Below are 20,723 nucleotides of genomic sequence, written 5' to 3'. Positions count from 1 at the left end.
ATTAACCCCGAATTACCGGGAAAAAAATTTAGTAATGGCATTTTGCACATTCAAGGCCTCCCATTTGGGCTACAGTAACCTCTTCTACACCGTATTTTTTAGCCAATTCTTCGTGAATTTTCTCGTAATACTCATTCCCTTCCATTCTAACTTTGGTTTCACGGTGACAATTTATACACCAACCCATAGTTAAAGGGGCATCCTGATAAACCACTTCCATTTCCTGAATTGGTCCATGGCAAGTTTGACACTGAACCCCGGCCACACTAACGTGCTGAGAGTGATTAAAATATGCGAAATCTGGCAAGTTATGAATTCGAACCCATTTTACAGGCTCCTGCTCCCCTGTATAGGCCTGCTCTGAAGGACTCCAGCCAACTGCATCGTAAAGTTTCGCGATTTCTCCATCATAAAATTCCTTAGAGTATTCCGCAGTTGCGGTTTCAGGTGCTACTTCAGAAATAGTTTTATGACAATTCATACATACATTCAGCGATGGAATACCAGCATGCTTAGATGTTCTAGCTGAAGAGTGACAGTATTTACAGTCTATTTCGTTTTCCCCAGCGTGGATCCTATGCGAATAATGGATAGGTTGAATTGGCTGATAACCTTTATCAACACCAACTTGCATAAAGAAACCATAGGCAAAATAACCGATAAACAGCAAACCAAAAACAGCAGTTACCAGCACAAGGAATTGATTTTCAACAAAAGCCTTCCAAATCGGTTTTCTTTTAGGTTTTTCTGGAACCACAACGCCACTTGCCTTCGCAAAATTCCTAAGCGTTTTATTAACCAGGAACAACACTGCAAGTAGCATCACCAAAACAAAAACCAAGATGCCTAAAATAACATTAACCGAAACCCCCCCACCAGAAGCTTCACCAGAAGCAGAAGCCCCGGAAGATTGCGCAGCCTGCGGCTCGGGTTTAGGTTGCTCCACGTAGGCTAAAATATTATCAATATCCGCATTGGATAATTGAGGAAAAGCCGGCATAGCCGTCTGATTATATTCTTCATAAATTGCAACAGCCTGATTATCACCCGAAGCAATCAACTCCTGACTGTTTTTTATCCAGCTATATATCCATTCCATTTCCCTTCTTTCAGTTACTCCATGAAGAGCAGGACCAATAGATGCAGAATATGGCTTGTGACAGGCAGCACACAACGAATTAAACAAGGATTTTCCAGCAGCAGGATCACCAAGAGCTGAAGCTGCTGTATCAGCCTCTGAAGACCCACCAGATGATTCATTGGTTTGCTCCTGTCCATCTCCAGTAGACTCTTGCGAAGCCCCCTCTTGTGCAATTCCCAAAACGCTGAATGAGATAAAAAATGCTACACCTAATAGCAATAGTCGCGAAGTTGAGTGGCGGTATTTCACCTTTTTCATATTATAAGTTGAATTAACGTCTTAACTTTGGTACGGTTTTTCCAGCTTAAAGCCTTAACAATATTAACAATCCGCACCCTTAAATTCGGCAACAAAAGTAATACTTAAAGTCGATTTTAGGAATGTTACAATAGTGTTAATCGATAATTTATACTAGTTCTAAATAATAAAACACATCTTGTTTAAGTTATTAAATTATACTTTTGCCTTAAATAAATAACTATGAGAAAATTAAACATAAACAAACTATTTTTTTCCTGTGTTCTTTCAGGATTCACTTTTATGAATTTAATGGCTCAGGAGGTCCCAGCAAATCTTAGCGACAATGAAAAGATCTTAAAATTATTAGAGCTTAAATCTGAAATGAGTAAGCATAATGAACTTGGAGATCGGTATAAAATTCAGCTTTTCTACGGAAATAATGGGGAAGCAAATGAGGTAATCAAAGACTATCGAAGCAAATTTGACTACCCGTCTTTAATCGCTTATGAAGCTCCAAACTATAAAGTATGGGTAGGAAGTTTTAGAAATCGCCTTGAGGCAGATAGGGCCCTTTTAATAATTAAGCAGAGCTTCCCTTCTGCGTTTATTCCCAAACCCAGGCTCAGATAGTCCTGATAAGAAGTTGATTGAGGTTTATAGTGATTTTAAAATTAGAGACGGGGATAGGAAGGTTCTGATCAGGTTATTTTTCTTATGTTTTTTATCCTATAAATCATCTCCTGCCAAGAAAAGAACTCTTTTTATAAAATTAAACCAGCGGACCATCGCATAATTGTCCTATCTATCATCCCACATTTCATTATGCTATTTTCAGTCCTAAAAATTATAATTTCAAAAAAGATATTATTTCATTTATTTCATAAAAATACCCCCAATAGTTTCTAGCTTATTGGGGGCACACTTCTTTTAGATATTTTTTTTTATATAATAATAATCTAAATTATTTAAGCTTCTTTTTCACTTCTACTTCACGGAATGATTCTATTACATCCCCTTCTTTAATATCGTTATAATTCTTTACCTGGATACCGCAATCGTAACCTTTGGCTACTTCTTTTACATCGTCTTTAAAACGTTTAAGTGAAGCAAGCTCTCCGGTATAAACTACTACGCCTTCGCGAATTAAACGAATTCCTGAATTTCTATAGATTTTACCAGAAGTTACCATACAACCCGCAATGGTTCCAACTTTAGAAATCTTAAAGGTTTCTCTAATTTCCGCTGTTCCAGTGATCTCTTCTTTAAGTTCAGGAGAAAGCATTCCCTCCATCGCATCTTTAAGATCATTGATCGCATCATAGATAATAGAATAAGTCCGGATATCAATTTCTTCTTTATCGGCAACCTGCCTAGCATTTCCAGCAGGACGAACGTTAAATCCAATTATTACAGCATCCGAAGCCGAGGCAAGTAGCACGTCACTCTCTGTAATAGCCCCCACTCCTTTGTGAATGATATTCACTTGGATCTCCTCTGTAGATAATTTCAAGAAGCTATCAGTTAAGGCTTCTACAGAACCATCAACGTCACCTTTCAGGATAATATTAAGTTCTTTAAAGTCACCTAAAGCAATTCTACGTCCAATTTCATCAAGAGTAATATGACGCTGAGTTCTAACACTTTGTTCGCGTTGTAACTGAGTTCGTTTTGTCGCGATATCTTTAGCTTCTCGCTCGTCTGTCATGACCTTGAATTTATCACCGGCCTGCGGCGCGCCATCAAGACCTAATATAGATACCGGAGTTGCTGGTCCGGCTTCTTTAATTTCATGACCTCTTTCATCGTGCATCGCCTTTACCTTACCACTATGGCGCCCAGCTAATACGTAATCTCCAATTTTTAAAGTCCCGCTTTGCACAAGGATGGTTGCAACATAACCCCTTCCTCTATCAAGGAAGGCTTCTACTACGGTACCTGAGGCGACTTTAGAAGGATTAGCTTTTAATTCGAGAATCTCGGATTCCAGTAATACTTTCTCCAAAAGTTCTTCAACTCCCAGTCCGGTTTTAGCCGATATGTCATGAGATTGAACTTTACCTCCCCAGTCTTCGACAAGTAGGTTCATTCCGGCTAGCTTTTCTTTAATTTTTTCCGGATTTGCAGTTGGTAAATCAGATTTATTAATTGCAAATACAATTGGCACACCGGCAGCCTGCGCATGTGAAATAGCCTCCTTGGTTTGCGGCATCACATCATCATCAGCAGCTATTACGATAATCGCAATATCCGTTACCTGAGCTCCACGAGCACGCATTGCCGTAAAGGCTTCGTGACCAGGCGTATCCAGGAAGGTCATTTTCTGACCGTTTTTTAATTTTACACTATAAGCTCCAATATGCTGCGTAATTCCACCACTTTCTCCGGCAATTACATTTTCTTTACGAATATAATCCAGTAAAGATGTTTTACCGTGGTCTACGTGGCCCATTACAGTAACAATTGGCGCTCTATCCTCAAGGTCTTCGGGGTTTTCAGGAACTTCTTCCACCGTTTCCTCGATGTCAGCAGTCACAAAATCCACTTCATAACCGAATTCTTCAGCAACAATAGAAAGGGTTTCAGCATCTAATCGCTGGTTCATAGTCACCATCATTCCTAAAGACATACAGGCCGAAATTACTTTTGTCACCGGCACATCCATCATCGTAGCAACTTCACTTACAGTTACAAACTCTGTTACTTTTAAGATCTTACTATCGGTTTCTTGCTGTGCAAGATCGTCCTCTGAACGTTGACGGTGTTGATCCCTTTTATCTCTCCTGTACTTAGCTCCTTTACCCTTACCAGATTTCCCCTGAAGCTTTTCAAGGGTTTCACGAACCTGCTTTTGAACTTCTTCCTCACTAGGTTCTTCTTTGGTAATAGGTTTAGCTCTTTTTCTAGCTCCTCCTTTTTTAGCTCCCTGATTTGAAGCTCCAGGCTTCACATCTTTACTAATTCTACGACGACGTTTTTTACGCTTTTCTTTCTCCTTCTTCTCGTCGGCAGCTTTTTTCTCGTCCTTTTTCTTTTCCGGTTTTTTAAATTGACTAAGGTCAATTTTTTTTCCGGTAAAGTTGGGACCATTAAGCTTAGTATAATTGGTTTTATGAGTCATTGACTCAGGTTCCTTAACCTCTTCTTCTTTAGCTGAAGATGCTTCTTCTTCCTTGACAACCTCTTCAGGCTTTTTAGCTTCTTTTTGAGGTTCCTGAGCATCAGGTTTTTCGGAGGGTTCTTCTTTGGCTTCAGGTTTTTTGGCTTCCTCGGGCTGTTCAGGTTGCGCTATTTCTGGTTTTTCTTCCTTATTTTCAGCTTTCTTCTCCGGCTTTTTATCCAGATCAATTTTACCTACTTTTTTAGGACCGGCTAATTTAGCTCTTGAAGAAATAGCTTCCTCGTCTTTACGACGATCACTTTCTTTCTTCTCTTCGGCTTTGCGTTTATCTTCTTGCTCTCTTTCCCTTGCTAAACGCAATTCTTCCTTCTCCTTTCTCTTTTCCTCACCCACTTCCTTTGACTCGACTTTCTTAGACTTGTCAGTCTCAAATTCATCAGAAAGCACCTGATAAACTTCGGATGAGATTTTGGTAGTAGGACGTGCCTCAATATCGTGACCCTTAGAATTTAAAAATTCTACAGCCCGGTCCAACGAAATATTGAATTCACGTAATACTTTGTTTAGTCGCATTGTTTTTGCTTCAGCCATAAATTGCCCTCTAAATTAACCTCTTTTAATTATTATTATTCAATGAGTTTGCTATTACTCTTCAAATTCTTCTCTTAAAACTTTCACTACTTCGCGAATAGTTTCTTCTTCTAAATCGGTAAGTCTAATAAGGTCTTCCAATTCCTGTTCCAAAACACTTTTGGCAGTGTCCAAACCAACTCTAGAAAATTCCTTTATTACCCAATCTTCAATTTCATCAGAGAATTCTTTTAATTCTACATCTTCTTCAACACCTTCTCTGAAAACGTCAATTTCATAACCGGTTAACTGACCGGCAAGCCTAATATTGTGACCCCCACGGCCAATGGCTTTTGAAACCTCTTCAGGTTTCAACATAACTTCGGCCGTTTTATTCTCTTCATCCAATTTAATAGATGTAATTTTCGCCGGACTTAACGCTCGTGTTATATATAACTGGTCGTTAGTGGTGAAATTAATTACATCAATATTCTCATTCCCCAGTTCACGGACAATACTATGAATCCTAGAACCCTTCATACCTACACAAGCACCTACAGGATCAATCCTGTCATCATAAGTATCTACAGCTACTTTAGCTTTTTCCCCAGGAACACGAACTACGTTTTGAATAGTAATTAAACCATCAAACACTTCCGGAATTTCCTGTTCAAATAGTTTTTCCAGGAACACTGGAGCAGTACGTGATAGAATAATTGTAGGCTTATTTCCTTTAAGCTCTACACTTTCTATTATCCCCTTAACATTATCTCCTTTCCTGAAAAAGTCTGAAGGAATCTGGCGATCTTTCGGAAGAACGATCTCGTTCCCTTCATCATCCAGCAAAATAATAGCTCTATGCCTGATATGATGAACTTCTGCAGTATATATTTCCCCTTCAAGCTCTTTGAAATGCTTGAAGATATTGGTATTATCATGTTCGTGGATTTTCGAAATAAGATTTTGTCTTAAAGCTAAAATCGCACGACGCCCCAAATCTACAAGTTTTACTTCTTCAGATACATCTTCACCAACTTCAAAATCGGGTTCAATCTTCCTAGCTTCGGTAAGGGAAATCTCCTGGTTGGAATCTTCTACCTCACCATCGGCAACAACAACCCTGTTTCTCCAAATTTCGAGATCTCCTTTATCTGGATTTACGATAATATCGAAATTATCGTCTTCTCCATATTTCTTCTTTAAAGCGCTTCTGAACACATCCTCAAGGATGGCCATCAGCGTTACACGATCTATCAATTTGTCATCCTTAAATTCTGAAAATGACTCAATCAAGGCGATATTTTCCATATCAATTTGAGGTTAAAATGTTATCATAACTTTAGCGTCAGTAATCTCCGAATATGGCAATACCGCTTCTTTCTCAACGGTATGCTTCCCTTTTCCCACGGGTTTTGGCTCCCTGGCTTTCCAGTTAAGCCTAATCCCGTTCTGATCCACTTCAGTTAAAGTTGCTTCAATTTTTTCTTTACTGGTAATCACCTGCAGTTTCCTACCCAGGTTTTTCCGATATTGTCGTTCCAGGTGTAAAGGTTCAGAAACTCCTGCTGAGCTAACTTCCAAAGAAAAATCTTCCTCCTCCCTGTCTAGATTGTGTTCAATTTTACGGCTTACCGCAATACAATCATTAACAGAAACCCCGTCATCCCCATCTATTACAACTGAAATCTTGTTGTCATTAGTGATATTAAGGTCTATTAAAAATAGTGAATTATTTTCCTGGAAAGCTTCCTTCAACAAATTTTCTACTTTATCCTGCAACATAACTTATAAAAAGAGGGGACTTTATGTCCCCTCGCTGTACTTTTTTAGTTTCAACGCTGCAAATATAATAATAATTTCAGAGAAAGAAAACCAGACTTTAAATGAAATTTTATTCTTAACTTTAATAAAACAATCATTTTTAATCTTTTATAAATTTTCATGAAAAAAATCCTGGTTCCCACAGACTTTTCTGACACCGCTGAGCATGCGCTTAAAATTGCTGCTCAACTGGCAAAAAAGCATGGCAGCGAGATCTATCTCATGCATATGTTAGAACTCCCTACGCAGCTAATAGATCCGGTGGATGGCAACAATAGCCAGAATTTACCGGAATCTATTTTTTTTATGAAATTGGCTCATCAGCGTTTTGCTGAGCTTATGACAAGACCTTTCCTAAAAGACGTTAAAGTTCACGAAACCGTAATGTTTCACCAGGCTTTTGAAGGTATTATGGAAGTTAGCCAGCAAAACAATTGTGATCTCATAATTATGGGCTCACATGGCGCTAGCGGATTCAAAGAAATGTTTATTGGAAGTAATACCGAAAAAGTGGTGCGTTCTTCAAGCATACCTGTACTTGTCATCAAAAATGAACATGAAAATTTTGAAATCGAAAATTTTATTTTTGCTACCGATGCTGATGCCAGTAATAAACATACCTTAGAAAAGGCCTATAAATTCTCTCAAATGATAGCGGCGGAATTTCACTTGCTATTTATAAACACGCCAAACAATTTTATCACCAGTACCGAAATTAGAGAACGCATAGAGAATTTTATTTCAGGAACTGACATAAAAGATTACAAAATGCATATATATAACGATGTAAGTGTTGAAAAGGGCATTTTAAATTTCGCTATGAAAAAGAAAAAAACCTTAATTGCCATCAGTACCCATGGACGTAAAGGTTTAGCTCATTTCTTTAATGGCAGCATAAGCGAAGATTTGGTTAACCATGCCAAAATGCCGGTGCTTACTTTTAAAATTTAAAGAAAAGATTTTAAAGCTCCATTTCTAATATTTTTCCATAGATAATTCCAAAAAGATTTCTTTGGATCTCGTTGGGTTTTTATATTTTCCTGTTCTTTTTCTCCTGAGGTAGCATTATTATTTATTAATAGATTAGCTATAGCAGAAAGAAACTCATTTTTTTGTTCCCCATCCTCCTTAAGTACCTCAACTTTAAAATTATGATAAACTAATTTCATATCTCCTATTGCCATTTCTTGATTACCCGAAAAATTAAATCGCATATCCCTAATTCCCCCTTCGGCCTTTACATTTAAAGCAGGCTTTAAAAACTGGTTAATCCCTTCACTGGAAATTCGGTCCATTTGCCCAGAAATCCTAAAGGCTTCAGCTTTATTGGAAATATCAAAACTCCAATCTACATTCAGGCTGGCTTCTCCCATAAACTGGGTTCGAACATCAATATCCGTTCGCGGAAAATTTTCAGTATCCAAACCTACATTGGTGAGATTATAAATGGTGGCATTCAAATTTTTAAATGTCACTTTGCCTACCCCTCTTTGTGGTTTTACTAACTCCTCATATTGTATGGAAAAATCCTGCACTTTTACGGTATCCAGTTTTATTTTGAAAGGTAGTTCCCTAATCATTTTGCTATACATTGGTTTTCTTCGTGGATCATCTTTCACCTGTTTATCCCGGTAAATACTTATATCCCCCCCTTTAAACCTAGTATTATCACTTCCTATTTCAAGGGAATCATTTAAAAAATTCCAATTAAAAGATTTAAAGACCAACTCATTCAAGCATATATCAAAGCGATCTTTTTCGTAAGGGATATGCTTTTGAAACTCTTGTTTACTATATAAAGGCCTAATATTAATCTCACTAAACTTCAGGGAGTCCCCTTTCATTATAACTTGATTTACCGATAAATCATGCTGCTTATTAAGATTTAAAATCAAACTATCTGATCTCAGCTGTAGATCCTTATAATTAAATGGTAAACCGTTTTTAATCGATTTCTGGTTTATACTTACTTTTTCCAATTTGAGCGATGGAACTTGCGCAAAAAATTGGAATTTGACCGAATCGCTTTTAGTAATCTTCAAACTTGCATTGGAGATTTCTAATGAATTAATCAAAAGGTCCATTTTTTTAGAGGTTCCATTTTCAGAGCTGTCCTTTTTCTTTTCGGCTCCGGTATAGATTGTCACTTTAGGTTGAGTTACCTTTAAAATAGATATTTCCAGTTTTTTATTACTTAAATATTCTAAAATATCAATCCCGTCTAAATTTATTCTTTCTGCAGAAATCTTCAATCCATTTTTGTGATAAACCGGTTTGAGGATGGACACACTTTTACTAAGAATATTTGCATTTAAAGAATTATATTTAAATTCAGTCTTTTCGAAATTTCCATCTATAGCATCTACCAGCTTGTTTTCAATAAACATATTCCCCCCAATTATGGCAAGTATCAGAACAATAAGAATTCCAACAAAACCGAAAAAAATTTTAGAACTTTTCTTCAAAATAGCTTTTTTTACAATGGAAATTTACAATTTCAAAACATCCGTCTTCATTGTTTAAGAGTTTTTAACTTAATAATTTAACCTCAAAGTTTTGTTTGCGTTAAATTTTAGCAAAAGCCGATAAGTGTCAAACTTTCAATGGTTTTTGATCGTATATTTGTCCAATAACCTTAATAGAGATCATGATTTTTAAACTTAGCATAAAAGTATTATTCATAGCCGTAGAAATTTTTCTAGGAGTTTATAGTTTTGTGCTAAGTGACAGCTTACTAATTAAGTTTCTGTTTTTTGTATTAACGGCGGTAATTGTAGCGTTCGCTATAACCAAAATCACTAACAAATTATTACCAGTAGACAAAGATTATATATCTTTAGAAGAGGAAGAAGAAACCGAAAAGCAATAGAAAAAATTTTTTAAAATAGTATAGTCCGGAAGATTTTGTCTTCCGGATTTTTTTATATTATGTAAAGAAAATGAAATTAGTCTGCATTTCCGACACCCATAACAAACACAGCCAGATACCCATTCCCACAGGAGATGTATTAATCCATGCAGGAGACATTACTGAAGGTGGTACCGAAAGAGAAGTTTTGGATTTTCTGAAGTGGTTTTCCAGTCAGCCACATCACTATAAAATTTTTATTGCAGGGAATCACGATTTCTATTTCGAAAAAAATAGCGATAAGGATATTCTTAAAATCATTCCTGAAAATATTCATTATTTAAAGAATAGCGGGGTTAATATTAACGGAGTAACTTTCTGGGGCTCACCGATAACACCAGGTGACGGTACCTGGGCCTTTAACCAAAAACAGACCCAGGAAATAAATAAACATTGGGATCAAATCCCCCAAGATACTCAAGTACTGATTACACATACCCCACCTTATAAAATAAAAGATGTTTCTGGTAAAGGAAAACATATTGGATGCGCTTCGCTTTTAAAAACTTTGCAAAATCGTAAAATCAAGTATCACATTTTTGGTCATGTTCACGATTCCTATGGAATTACTTCAGTTGCGGGAACAAAATTTATTAATGCCGCCTGTTTGGATAACAAGGATAGATTCCTTCATAAACCATTAGATTTCCATATCAATTAGATACGAAAAACTTTCTTTTATCGATATAAGGGAATTCCCTTAATATTTTTGTAATCCTTTTCTTTCACAACTCATCTTCAAAAGTTTAATAAAATTAGAAAAAAGTTCCTTGGTCGTTAAATATTTGCTAATCATAGTATTATTAAAAGTTTTTTAACATTTAAACAGAAATCTAAATGTAATTTAGCCTTTACTAACACCTATAATTAATACCAACACCTATGGAATTTAATACTAACCCAAACGCTACTCTCAATGAGGTAAAGAGCCTGATTACTTATAGTATCTTTCACTTAGATTCAGAAGACAATTCAAGTTACAGTATTATGCATCGCGCTATTATAAAAAAATATTTTGATGCTAAAAATGTAAGGATTAATTACAAAGAACAAACGGTTGATTTAAAAATACCGGTTGGTAAAAGAAAATACACTGGTATCACCTTTGAATGTCAGGACTTGGAACGTTTTTTACAATCCTGTTTAAAGAAAGATGAAAAGAGCTTGAATTTCTACCAGGAAATTCTAAATCATTACAACATTTATCACGCGGCTTAACTTTATAAGAGACGCTGAATTTATAGCCATACGGGACCCGTATGGCTTTTTTATTTTAATAAATCCTGTTCAATTCGTGGATGAATAAAATGGGTTTAGCCAACTCAAAGGAGTTTAGACTTGTAAAACTGCGGGTAAAATCGGACACGAGACAAAATACAACCAGGTGTTGCCATTGGAATAGTCCACGATCTCAGAAGTCCGAACCATCTGCACTATCCAGGCTTGATAGTACACTAATTCATATTTAACTATTAACCTTGTCTTCCATTTAACTTAAATTGGTTAATTTTGAATCCTTAAACCGACAAATACTTATCAACCATTCTGTTAGCATTAATTTATTTCTATGAGTAAAAAACAAGAACCAACAGATCATAAAAAATATTTCATTTTTGGAAAGAAAAATTACCAGTTTATGTTCATCGGATTGGCGGTTATCGCTTTAGGTTTTATTCTCATGTCAGGTGGTGGTAGCGACGATCCCAATATATTTAATCCTGATATCTACAATTTTCAACGTATTAGGTTAGCTCCAACTATAGTACTAATTGGGTTCGCCATAGAAGTTTATGCTATTTTATTAAATCCCAAAAAATAAATCACATTGAACGAATTAGATGCTGCCATTCTGGGAATTATCCAGGGGCTAACTGAATTTCTGCCGGTTTCTTCCAGTGGCCACCTGGAACTTGGCAAAGCAATTTTAGGGGACAATAGTATTCCAAGTGAATCCTTACTTTTTACAGTAATTCTACACGCTGCCACGGCATTAAGCACCCTGGTCATTTTTAGAAAAGATGTAATCGAAATTTTTAAAGGTCTGTTTCAACTTAAATGGAATGAGGAGTTTCGATTTTCCTTAAAAATTGTCATTTCTATGATTCCTGCTGCTGTTATAGGACTTTTCTTCGAAGAACAATTAGAAACTCTTTTTGGCGGAAATATTATATTCGTAGGATTTATGCTCATCGTTACAGCCCTGCTTTTATGGCTGGCAGACAAGGCAAAAAACACTGATAAGCCGGTGAGTTATAGCAATGCTTTTGTAATAGGGGTATCACAAGCTATCGCGATTTTACCGGGAATTTCCAGAAGTGGCGCTACAATTTCCACCTCGGTATTACTCGGCAATGACAAAACTAAAGCTGCACGGTTTTCCTTTTTAATGGTTGTTCCATTAATCTTAGGAAAAATCGCAAAAGATCTTTTAGATGGAAATTTAATGGAAAGTACCACTTCTTTTTCTGTCCTCGCCATTGGTTTTCTAGCTTCTTTTCTTGCAGGACTCGCTGCCTGTACCTGGATGATTAGTATTGTTAAAAAAAGTAAGCTCTCCTATTTTGCTATTTATTGCTTTGTTGCAGGAATTGTATCCATAGTCGTTGCTTATTATAATTAAATAAATTTTTATGTCCACTCAAATTGAAAAACTCTCTCCTGAAGATTTTAAAAATGGCCAGATCCTGGTTTTTGACAAGCCTCTAGAGTGGACCTCATTTCAATTGGTTAATAAGGTGCGTTGGCTAATTAAGAGAAGTTGTGGAATAAAAAAAATTAAAGTAGGTCATGCAGGCACTCTAGACCCTTTAGCCACGGGCGTGCTGGTAATTTGCACAGGAAAATTCACTAAAAAAATTCCTGAACTCCAGGGAACCGAAAAAGAATATACAGGCACATTTACATTGGGTGCAACTACCCCCTCCTTCGATATGGAGACCGAAGTGGACAAAACTTTTGAAACAGCTCATATTTCTAAAGAAAATTTACAAGAAGCAGCGTTTCACCTTACCGGTAAAATTCATCAGATCCCTCCTGTTTTTTCGGCTATAAAAAAAGAGGGAAAACGTCTATATGAATATGCCAGGAAAGGTGAGGATGTTAAACTGGAAAGTCGCCCTGTTTCTATATTAGAATTTGAAGTTGATGCGCCCAGGTTTCCAGAAGTAGATTTTAGAATTGTTTGCAGTAAAGGCACCTACATTAGAAGTATGGCTAATGATTTTGGTTTTGCACTGGGTTCTGGCGCTTATCTGTCCTCTTTAAAACGCACAAGGGTTGGAGAATTTGTCTTAGAGGATGCGTTAGACCTTCTATCTTTTGAAAAATTATTACCTTCCATATAAAATAAAACACTGAAAGTTTTGTTTTCAAGCATGGATTTTTTCGAAAAACATAAAGCCCTTATTATAACCGTACTTTTCTGTTTGGTATTAATTCTTGGACTTTACAATTTCAACCTTTCACAAAAGAGTAAAGCCCAACAAGAACTCTTGGTTGATTTGGAAAATTACTCCAAAGAGGAAGATTCCAAAGAGGAAGAAATTCCCGATGAAAAACCAGAATCTGAACCTAACTTAAATTCGTCGAGAACTCATAGGGCATTCAATGAAAATCAAGAAGCAAGGGAAGAAAATTTTGACAGAAAACTTGATGAGATCCTGCAGGAAAACAGTGCAAAACAAGAAGAAAATTCAGAAAACGAAATAAAAACTTCTTCTAATGGAAACATAGCAAAAGCCAACAAAGCAGAACCAAAGGAAAGATCTGATGGAGATGGTTCCACTGATAAGATTTCTACTCAAAATGGAGGCCTAATAAATAGTTCTATTTCATTTTCTCTCCGCGGAAGAAGTGCCGTTTCTATTCCTAACCCTATCTATACCTGTGATCTTCCCGGTAGAATCGTCGTAAATATCACCGTGAATACTGCAGGAAAAGTTATTGAGACAGCGATTAATCAGGCAAGCTCCAGTACAGATAACGCATGCTTAACAGAAAAAGCACAAGAATATGCTGCAAATGCCGTATTTTCTCCCCTGGTTGGCAGGAACGAACAACCAGGTACGATTACCTACAATTTTAAACCTTAGTTCAGGATAAACAAAGGCTTTGGCTGTCCTTATAAATTTTGGTTTAAGTAGCTATCGCCCAAAATAAAAACTATGAAAAAACTTAACCGCTGTGGCTGGTGTGAAGGTGATGAGCTCTATGAAGCTTATCACGATAATGAATGGGGAGTTCCTGTTTATGACGATAATACACTCTTTGAATTTCTTATTCTAGAAACTTTCCAGGCTGGTTTAAGCTGGATAACCGTTTTACGAAAACGAGAAAATTTCAGAGAAGCTTTTGATGATTTTGACTACAATAAGATTGCAAATTATCCTGAAGAAAAAGTTCAGGAACTCCTGGGAAATCCGGGAATTATCAGAAATAAATTAAAAGTTAAGGCCGCGGTAACCAACGCACAAAATTTTATAAAAATTCAAGAAAAATATGGATCTTTCAGTAAATATATCTGGGGCTTTGTAGGTGGAAATCCAATACAAAATGAAGTTGAAGATTATAAAAAGGCACCTACGACCAGCTCAATAAGTAACAAATTAAGCGCCGACCTTAAGAAAAAAGGGTTTAAGTTTGTAGGTTCAACAGTAATTTATGCCCATATGCAGGCTACAGGCATGGTTAACGATCACGAGGTATCCTGCTTTCGACATAAGGAAGTTAAACAGCTAGAAAAATGAAACCACGCTGTACTATTAATAAATAACAGATTAGGGACCGAAATTTATCTCAATTACCTTAAAATTATAAGAAAATGAAAAATCTGGTTATCTTCATATTTTTTCTTATAACTGCCGTTTTACAGGCTCAAGAAAAAAAGCAAGAAAGAGAAGAAGGTATAGAGCGCGATGAGATGCCGAGTTCTGCCTTATTTTTAATCGAAAAAATTCCTGAAAAAGCAAAAAGGGTGCGCTTTTATTCCGAAACTGATGGTGAAAACGAAAGTTATGAAGTAAAATTCAATTTTAATAAATCAATCTTTAGTGTAGAGTTTGGTGAAAAGGGAAAATTGCAGGATGTTGAAGTTACTTTAAACGACAAAGAAGTTCCTTCAACAATTATTGAAAATATTGAGGCCTATCTGCAGGAGAGTCATGAGCGCTATAAAATCGAAAAAATCCAGGCACAATATTTACCTCTAACACCAAAAGACAGTACTGGTCTCCATTTGTTAGTAAGATCACTTTCTTTTAAAAATAATGCACCTTCAAATTATGAAATAATCGTAGCGGTAAAAAATAATGGAAATTTGAATAAATTTGAAATGATCTTTGACGAAAATGGACATTTTCAAAATAAAAGAGAAATAATTAGAAACTCTTATGACTATCTTATCTTTTAACAAAATTATCCCCGGTTTTTTACTGGCTTTTGTATTGTTAAATTTTCAAACCCTAAAGGCACAGGAAAACTTTAGCATGCTTGTAGATCCAGAATTTTCTTTAAATATAGATACGCCTTCCCGCTGGTCTTATAATTTCGGCTTATCTAACAGGGATATTATCTACGAAAATGAAGCCTATAATTTTGATGCGCAACATATCGAACTCTCACATTTCACAAGCTATGAAATCGCTTTTTACAGCAAAGTCAGCCTAGGAATAAAGTACCGATTTAAAGAAATTTTTCATAAAGATCAACAAGACGAAGTAAGGATCATACAACAATTCGGAAATTCAAGGAAGTTCAACCTTTTAAAGATAGCACACCGAGCACGTTTTGAACAACGTTTTAGTGAAAATACCACCTTTAGAACGCGTTATCGTTTTTCGGTAGAATTACCACTAAGCGGACAACGTGTAGACCAAAGTGAATTCTTTATAGTTGGCAATACGGAAGCTCTATGGAGTCTAGGGAATAAAGAGAGGCCGTCCCTGGAACAGCGTTTTTCTATCGCCCTGGGCAATGATATTTGGACTAATATAAAAGCCAGCCTAGGATTGCAATATCGCTATGATGATTACACCGGTAATCCGGGCAGCGAATTATTTATCACTAGTGAAATTAATTTATCGCTTTAAAATTCCCGGGGACCATTTGATCGCATGAGTAATTCCCTTGGAGAACAGGAGATCTAAGCAGAAACTCCTAAATGTTCCAGAAATTTCTTCCTTGGAATCTCTTCAGCCCCCAAACTCTCTAAATGTTGGGTATAAACTTGACAATCTATAAGCTTAACTCCCTCGGTTTTTAATTTTTTAACCAAGGTGATAAATCCGTATTTAGAAGCGTTGCTTACTTTAGCAAACATACTTTCCCCACAAAATATTTTTTTATCTCTTAAATAAACCCCGTAAAGTCCACCAACAAGTTTACCACCCTTCCAGACCTCTACAGATTGAGCTAAATTGTATTGATGCAATTCGGTATAACACTCTATCATTTCGCTGGTAATCCAGGTGCCATGCTGGCCATCTCGCCTAATTGCGGCACAGGCTTCTATAACTGCCTTAAAATCATGGTTAAAAGTAACCTCAAAAGGCTCCTTCCCGAATAGTTGCTTCATACTTTTCGAAACTCTTAATTTTTCTGGAAAAAGCACCATTCTTGGATCTGGACTCCACCAGAGTAAGGGCTGGGAAGCATCATACCAGGGGAAAATTCCGTGGTTGTAGGCATAGATTAACCTTGGGGTGCTCAACTCACCCCCAATGGCCAGAAGTCCGTGTTCATCCGCCTCGGAGATAGGGGGGAATTTTTCGTTATGTTTTAAAAAATGCAATTTTTCTGGAAATTAAGATAAATAAGAAATGTACAAAAAGAAAAAGCCTAGCCCTCTTAATAGGATGCTAAGCTTTTTATAATTTGGACCGAATTCTTTCTCGAACCGGTTAATGTATTTAATTAAAAAGGAAGATCGTCGTAATCTTCTTCATTTAAGTTATTTGCAGGTTCAAAATTATCCGGTGGTGGTACAGTATCACCCCCTGCCGATTGATCTGCCTGTAAATTTTCAATTCTCCATCCCTGAATAGAATTAAAGTATTTGGTTTCCCCCTGGGGACTCACCCATTCTCTTCCCCGTAGGTTTATTCCAATCTTTACCGGTTGACCTACCTGGAAATTGTTAAGTAAATCTGTTTTATCCTGAACAAATTCTATCATAATATGCTGAGGATACTGCTCCTCGGTAGTTACCACGACTTCCCGCTTTCTAAAACCATTATTCCCGAAGGTCTTGGTTTCTCCAATTAATTTAATTTTGCCTTGTACTTCCATCTTAATCTGTTTTTGCTAATAATAATTTCCAGGCCGCATCAGTATTGTTTTTCTCTAAAAACAACTGTGCCCGGGTATGTATATCGTTTATATTATTGGTGTTAACCAATTCAGCCAAATCTATATTTTCAGCCATAAATTTTGCTATTTCCTCGTTTTGTGGGAGCTTCTCCACATTACCAAGTTTTCCCAAATCATTTCCGGTTAGGATCTTGCTTTGTTTAATTTCCTCGGGAATAACGTCTACTCCAATTCCCAAACTTGAAAGGGGCTTGGGGACCTCAAACATGCCCATGTTGGCCCGGGAATACCAATTGCCGCCCATTCTTCCTACCAGGTCAATTTTATGCTGATCGATAAATCCATCTTCATCCAAAATACTTTTATCGACATGCATTTTAAGAACTTCACAGATCACTAAATTTCCGGCTCCTCCTTCCTGACCAGTTTCTATAACCTGTTTCACTCTACATTCAAATTGCACCGGTGATTCAGCCACCCGAAACGGTTTTACAAGATCGGATTTCAGCATGGAAAAGCCAGCTTTTTCAAACTCGTTAACCCCCTCAGCATATTCCGTACTAGAGAGTGACATTTGCTGAACAATATTATAATTTACAATATTGATAACTACCTCAGCGGTATTTTTAACATTATTGTAGGTATGTTTGACTGTGTTATCTCGACCGCGCCTTGCAGGGGAAAAAATCAAAGTAGGCGGATTAGATCCAAAAACATTGAAAAAGCTGAAAGGAGATAAATTGGGGCGACCTTTTGCATCGATGGTGCTAGCAAAAGCGATAGGTCTCGGTCCAATGGCACCGAGCAAATAACGATGAAGTTTGCCCGAGCTCACCTCTTTAGGATCTATTGTAAGCATAATTAATTTTTGACAAAGGTAACGAAACCAATAGGGAATGAAAAGCCACAGCAGGCAATAAAATTCGTTTAAAAACGCTTATCTTTAAATCCTTTAAAGCTCAAAGGCCTGTATGAACTTCACAGACGAACGTACTTTTAATCGCTGGTTTATTATTATTTCGTGCTTTATAGTAGTAGGCCTGGTTTTATGGAATACCAGTATTTTTTTTCAGCGCCTAAAAGAGGATGAAAGGGCTAAAATGAGTGTTTGGGCAAAGGCTCAGGAAGCTTTAGACCGTGACCCACCACCAGTAGATGCCGATCTTGATTTGATTCTTGAAATTTTAAACAACAATACTACCATACCAATAATTCATACTAATGCCGAAGGAGAGATCGCTTATACCACCAATATAGACCCCGATAAATTAGAAAACGAAACTCAAGCGGAACAACTCCTTACGAATCTAAAAGAAGAAAATGCACCGATAATAATCAACCTTGGTAATGGAGAAAAACAATATATATATTACGGAAACTCCCCTGTCTTAAACAGCTTAAAATATTATCCTATTGGACTAGTTCTTATAGGTTTTCTCTTTATTGGAGTGGTTTATTTTTTCTATACAACCACAAAAAATAGTGAACAAAATAAACTTTGGGCGGGGATGGCTAAAGAAACCGCGCATCAAATTGGAACTCCTTTGTCTTCTCTAATTGGATGGACAGAAATCCTGAAACAGGAAAACGTGAACAAGTCTTATATCCTGGAAATGGAAAAAGATATTAGCCGTCTTGAAACCATTACCGAACGCTTTTCCAAAATTGGTTCGTCGCCAATTTTAGAAAAAACCAATATTATTGAAGCCACTCAAAATAGTTTCGATTACTTAAAAACAAGAAGTTCCCGACTTATAGAATTCTCTATAGAGGTGCCCAATGCTAACATCCCGGTAATGCTAAACCAGCAGCTCTACAGCTGGACCATAGAGAATCTGGTGAAAAATGCCATTGATGCCATGAGGGGAAAAGGAAAATTGCATATCGAAATTCAGGAAGAGCGAAAATGGGCAAATATCTTGATTAAAGATACAGGGAAAGGCCTGGACAAAAGTAAATTCAGGCAAATTTTTGAACCAGGCCATACTACTAAAAAACGTGGTTGGGGCTTGGGGCTCTCCTTAGCAAAACGAATCATTGAAGGCTATCACCATGGAAGAATTAAAGTAGCTGAAAGCGAATTGAATAAAGGAACAACTTTCAAAATTTCTATAAGAAAGGTTTAAAATTGAGAAAGCTTCTTTCTCAATTCATCAGGTATGTTAAACGTATTGTTTTTTCTAAAATCATAACAAACCACTACGTCCATGCCTTCGGCGCAAATCTCATCGGTTTCATTCAAAATAAGATGTTTTAAACCAAAGCTAGAATTTCTAATAAATTCGAGTTTGGTTTTCACTATGGCCTTTCCAGGGTAATAAAGTGATTTTTTAAAATCACAATGGGTAGAAACCAGCATAGTTCCTTTATCTGTATCTTCATACATTTTGTAAATACCTGAAGCTTCCCAGAAATTCACTCGCCCAGACTGCATATAACGCATAAACGAAATATTATTGACGTGTTTATACATGTCAAGATCGCTCCAATCTACTCTCAGTTCAAGCGATAATTTATAATTTTCAAACTTCATTAAAGATTTACGTGAATAGATTTTGCTAGTTTTTCAAACTCTTCATCCTGCATCTTCACACTTTTAGAGAAATCCATATCATTCATACTATTAAGCGGAATCAAATGAACATGAACATGCGGAACTTCGAGACCTACTACGGCCATGCCCACTCGCTTACAGTCTATAGTTTTTTCTAAAGCAATAGCTACTTTTCGTGAAAAACGCATTAACTCCTGGTAAATTTCCTCTTCCAGATCAAAGATTTTATTCACTTCCTTTTTCGGAATACAGAGGGTGTGTCCTTTTGCATTGGGATTCACGTCCAAGAAAGCTAAAAACTGACTGTCTTCTGCAATTTTGTAGGCAGGAACTTCTCCTCTTACTATTTTAGTAAATAAACTGGCCATAATATTTTTTGAATTGGTTAGTGTCTTAAATATAAAATCCTTTTCATAAAACCTTAGTTAAAGGTATTGGAAAAGGATTTTAGAAACTGTTAAAAACCGAAAACTTACTCTCGCCAGATCTCCAGTATTTCAAATTTCATAGTTCCGTTAGGCACATCAATTTGGGCTGTATCACCAACTTTTTTACCCAACAAACCTTTACCAATTGGAGAATCTACGGATATTTTTCCTGATTTTAAATCGGCTTCACTTTGGGCCACCAGTTTGTATTTAACTTCAGCACCATTGGTCTGGTTCCTTATTTTAACATGGGAATGTACAAGTACTTTTGAAGTATCTAGTTGAGATTCGTCTATTATCCTTGCGTTGGCAACCACTTCTTCCAATTTGGAAATTTTCATTTCTAAAAGTCCCTGTGCTTCCTTCGCGGCATCATACTCTGCATTCTCACTTAAATCTCCTTTATCACGGGCCTCGGCAATAGCTTCAGAAGCCTTTGGCCGTTCTACATCTCGTAGTTGATTTAGTTCATCCCTCAATTTTTTTAGCCCCTCTTCAGTATAATAAGATACTTTGCTCATAACTTCATCGTTTATATAAATAGAAAAAATCCCATAGCACGACGGGATTTGTTTAACAAATATAATAAATTTACACCTTGAAAACAATAATATTATTTAGTGAAAAAATTGCTGATT

23 protein-coding genes are annotated in these 20,723 nt (G+C 36.6%); 12 read left to right on the top strand and 11 right to left on the bottom strand.

The features are described from left to right. Positions 1-28: 28 nt before the first annotated feature. Positions 29-1,399 (bottom strand): cytochrome c3 family protein, encoded by a 1,371-nt coding sequence (locus DET49_RS00915; protein WP_133546268.1) that lies wholly within the window; start codon positions 1,397-1,399, stop codon positions 29-31. Between the two features lie 222 nt (positions 1,400-1,621). Between DET49_RS00915 and DET49_RS00910 the strand changes: the two genes are divergently transcribed. Next, positions 1,622-2,011, top strand: a complete 390-nt coding sequence (locus DET49_RS00910; RefSeq protein ID WP_133546267.1) for an SPOR domain-containing protein — start codon at positions 1,622-1,624, stop codon at positions 2,009-2,011. A 331-nt stretch (positions 2,012-2,342) separates the two neighbouring features. On the opposite strand, the gene infB is transcribed toward DET49_RS00910, so the two are convergent. The 3 genes from infB to rimP are packed head-to-tail and all read right to left on the bottom strand — an operon-like array spanning position 2,343 to position 6,851. Then, positions 2,343-5,090 carry a translation initiation factor IF-2 gene (infB, locus tag DET49_RS00905; protein ID WP_133546266.1) on the bottom strand — a complete coding sequence of 916 codons (2,748 nt, stop codon included), beginning with the start codon at positions 5,088-5,090 and terminating at the stop codon, positions 2,343-2,345. A gap of 54 nt (positions 5,091-5,144) precedes the next feature. After that, complete coding sequence (nusA, locus tag DET49_RS00900; RefSeq protein ID WP_133546265.1) at positions 5,145-6,377, bottom strand: transcription termination factor NusA; 1,233 nt, start codon at positions 6,375-6,377, stop codon at positions 5,145-5,147. A gap of 12 nt (positions 6,378-6,389) precedes the next feature. Further along, complete coding sequence (gene rimP / locus DET49_RS00895; protein ID WP_133546264.1) at positions 6,390-6,851, bottom strand: ribosome assembly cofactor RimP; 462 nt, start codon at positions 6,849-6,851, stop codon at positions 6,390-6,392. Between the two features lie 159 nt (positions 6,852-7,010). Here rimP and DET49_RS00890 point away from each other — a divergent pair, with 159 nt between their 5' ends. Continuing rightward, complete coding sequence (locus tag DET49_RS00890; protein WP_133546263.1) at positions 7,011-7,841, top strand: universal stress protein; 831 nt, start codon at positions 7,011-7,013, stop codon at positions 7,839-7,841. Here DET49_RS00890 and DET49_RS00885 read toward each other — a convergent pair. After that, positions 7,838-9,355, bottom strand: a complete 1,518-nt coding sequence (locus DET49_RS00885; protein ID WP_133546262.1) for a hypothetical protein — start codon at positions 9,353-9,355, stop codon at positions 7,838-7,840. The genes DET49_RS00890 and DET49_RS00885 overlap by 4 nt on opposite strands. Before the next feature lie 474 nt (positions 9,356-9,829). On the opposite strand from DET49_RS00885, the gene DET49_RS00875 reads away from it, so the two are divergent. From DET49_RS00875 to DET49_RS00835, 9 genes are all read left to right on the top strand, one after another. Beyond that, positions 9,830-10,459: a metallophosphatase domain-containing protein gene (locus DET49_RS00875; protein WP_133546260.1), complete on the top strand. Its 630-nt coding sequence runs from the start codon at positions 9,830-9,832 to the stop codon at positions 10,457-10,459. A 221-nt stretch (positions 10,460-10,680) separates the two neighbouring features. Further along, positions 10,681-11,016 carry a hypothetical protein gene (locus DET49_RS00870; RefSeq protein WP_133546259.1) on the top strand — a complete coding sequence of 112 codons (336 nt, stop codon included), beginning with the start codon at positions 10,681-10,683 and terminating at the stop codon, positions 11,014-11,016. 349 nt (positions 11,017-11,365) lie between these two features. After that, entirely contained in the window at positions 11,366-11,617 is a 252-nt protein-coding gene (locus DET49_RS00865; protein WP_133546258.1) for a DUF3098 domain-containing protein, read from the top strand. 6 nt (positions 11,618-11,623) lie between these two features. Further along, the gene (locus tag DET49_RS00860) at positions 11,624-12,418 is read left to right on the top strand and encodes an undecaprenyl-diphosphate phosphatase (protein ID WP_133546257.1); all 795 of its coding nucleotides are present in this window, start codon (positions 11,624-11,626) and stop codon (positions 12,416-12,418) included. 10 nt (positions 12,419-12,428) lie between these two features. Beyond that, on the top strand, positions 12,429-13,142 hold the full coding sequence (gene truB / locus DET49_RS00855) for a tRNA pseudouridine(55) synthase TruB (protein ID WP_133546256.1): 714 nt from the start codon (positions 12,429-12,431) through the stop codon (positions 13,140-13,142). A 30-nt stretch (positions 13,143-13,172) separates the two neighbouring features. Beyond that, the gene (locus tag DET49_RS00850) at positions 13,173-13,889 is read left to right on the top strand and encodes an energy transducer TonB (protein ID WP_133546255.1); all 717 of its coding nucleotides are present in this window, start codon (positions 13,173-13,175) and stop codon (positions 13,887-13,889) included. A gap of 72 nt (positions 13,890-13,961) precedes the next feature. Next, positions 13,962-14,543, top strand: coding sequence for a DNA-3-methyladenine glycosylase I (locus DET49_RS00845; protein ID WP_133546254.1), 582 nt, complete (start codon positions 13,962-13,964; stop codon positions 14,541-14,543). A 74-nt stretch (positions 14,544-14,617) separates the two neighbouring features. Further along, positions 14,618-15,205, top strand: a complete 588-nt coding sequence (locus tag DET49_RS00840; RefSeq protein WP_133546253.1) for a hypothetical protein — start codon at positions 14,618-14,620, stop codon at positions 15,203-15,205. Further along, positions 15,186-15,884, top strand: coding sequence for a DUF2490 domain-containing protein (locus tag DET49_RS00835; RefSeq protein WP_133546252.1), 699 nt, complete (start codon positions 15,186-15,188; stop codon positions 15,882-15,884). Before DET49_RS00840 ends, DET49_RS00835 begins: the two co-directional genes overlap by 20 nt. Positions 15,885-15,937: 53 nt before the next feature. Here the strand turns inward: DET49_RS00835 and aat are convergent, their stop codons facing one another. From aat to DET49_RS00820, 3 genes are all read right to left on the bottom strand, one after another. Then, complete coding sequence (aat, locus tag DET49_RS00830) at positions 15,938-16,585, bottom strand: leucyl/phenylalanyl-tRNA--protein transferase (RefSeq protein ID WP_133546251.1); 648 nt, start codon at positions 16,583-16,585, stop codon at positions 15,938-15,940. Between the two features lie 122 nt (positions 16,586-16,707). Continuing rightward, positions 16,708-17,082 (bottom strand): DUF3127 domain-containing protein, encoded by a 375-nt coding sequence (locus DET49_RS00825; RefSeq protein ID WP_133546250.1) that lies wholly within the window; start codon positions 17,080-17,082, stop codon positions 16,708-16,710. 1 nt (position 17,083) lies between these two features. Further along, complete coding sequence (locus DET49_RS00820) at positions 17,084-17,962, bottom strand: flavin reductase family protein (RefSeq protein ID WP_133546249.1); 879 nt, start codon at positions 17,960-17,962, stop codon at positions 17,084-17,086. 112 nt (positions 17,963-18,074) lie between these two features. Here DET49_RS00820 and DET49_RS00815 point away from each other — a divergent pair, with 112 nt between their 5' ends. Further along, positions 18,075-19,229: a sensor histidine kinase gene (locus DET49_RS00815; protein ID WP_133546248.1), complete on the top strand. Its 1,155-nt coding sequence runs from the start codon at positions 18,075-18,077 to the stop codon at positions 19,227-19,229. Here DET49_RS00815 and DET49_RS00810 read toward each other — a convergent pair. From DET49_RS00810 to greA, 3 genes are all read right to left on the bottom strand, one after another. Continuing rightward, positions 19,226-19,636 (bottom strand): acyl-CoA thioesterase, encoded by a 411-nt coding sequence (locus DET49_RS00810; RefSeq protein ID WP_133546247.1) that lies wholly within the window; start codon positions 19,634-19,636, stop codon positions 19,226-19,228. The two genes, DET49_RS00815 and DET49_RS00810, sit on opposite strands and share 4 nt — an antisense overlap. Beyond that, the gene (locus DET49_RS00805) at positions 19,636-20,025 is read right to left on the bottom strand and encodes an HIT family protein (protein ID WP_133546246.1); all 390 of its coding nucleotides are present in this window, start codon (positions 20,023-20,025) and stop codon (positions 19,636-19,638) included. Before DET49_RS00805 ends, DET49_RS00810 begins: the two co-directional genes overlap by 1 nt. Before the next feature lie 104 nt (positions 20,026-20,129). Continuing rightward, a complete protein-coding gene (greA, locus tag DET49_RS00800) occupies positions 20,130-20,606 on the bottom strand; it encodes a transcription elongation factor GreA (protein ID WP_133546245.1) in 477 nt (158 codons plus the stop codon). Positions 20,607-20,723: the final 117 nt, after the last annotated feature.

Source organism: Salegentibacter sp. 24, assembly GCF_004362395.1.
GTDB lineage: Bacteria > Bacteroidota > Bacteroidia > Flavobacteriales > Flavobacteriaceae > Salegentibacter.
The sequence above is the reverse complement of the archived record's forward strand: the minus strand, read 5'-3'. Positions and strand labels throughout refer to the sequence as shown.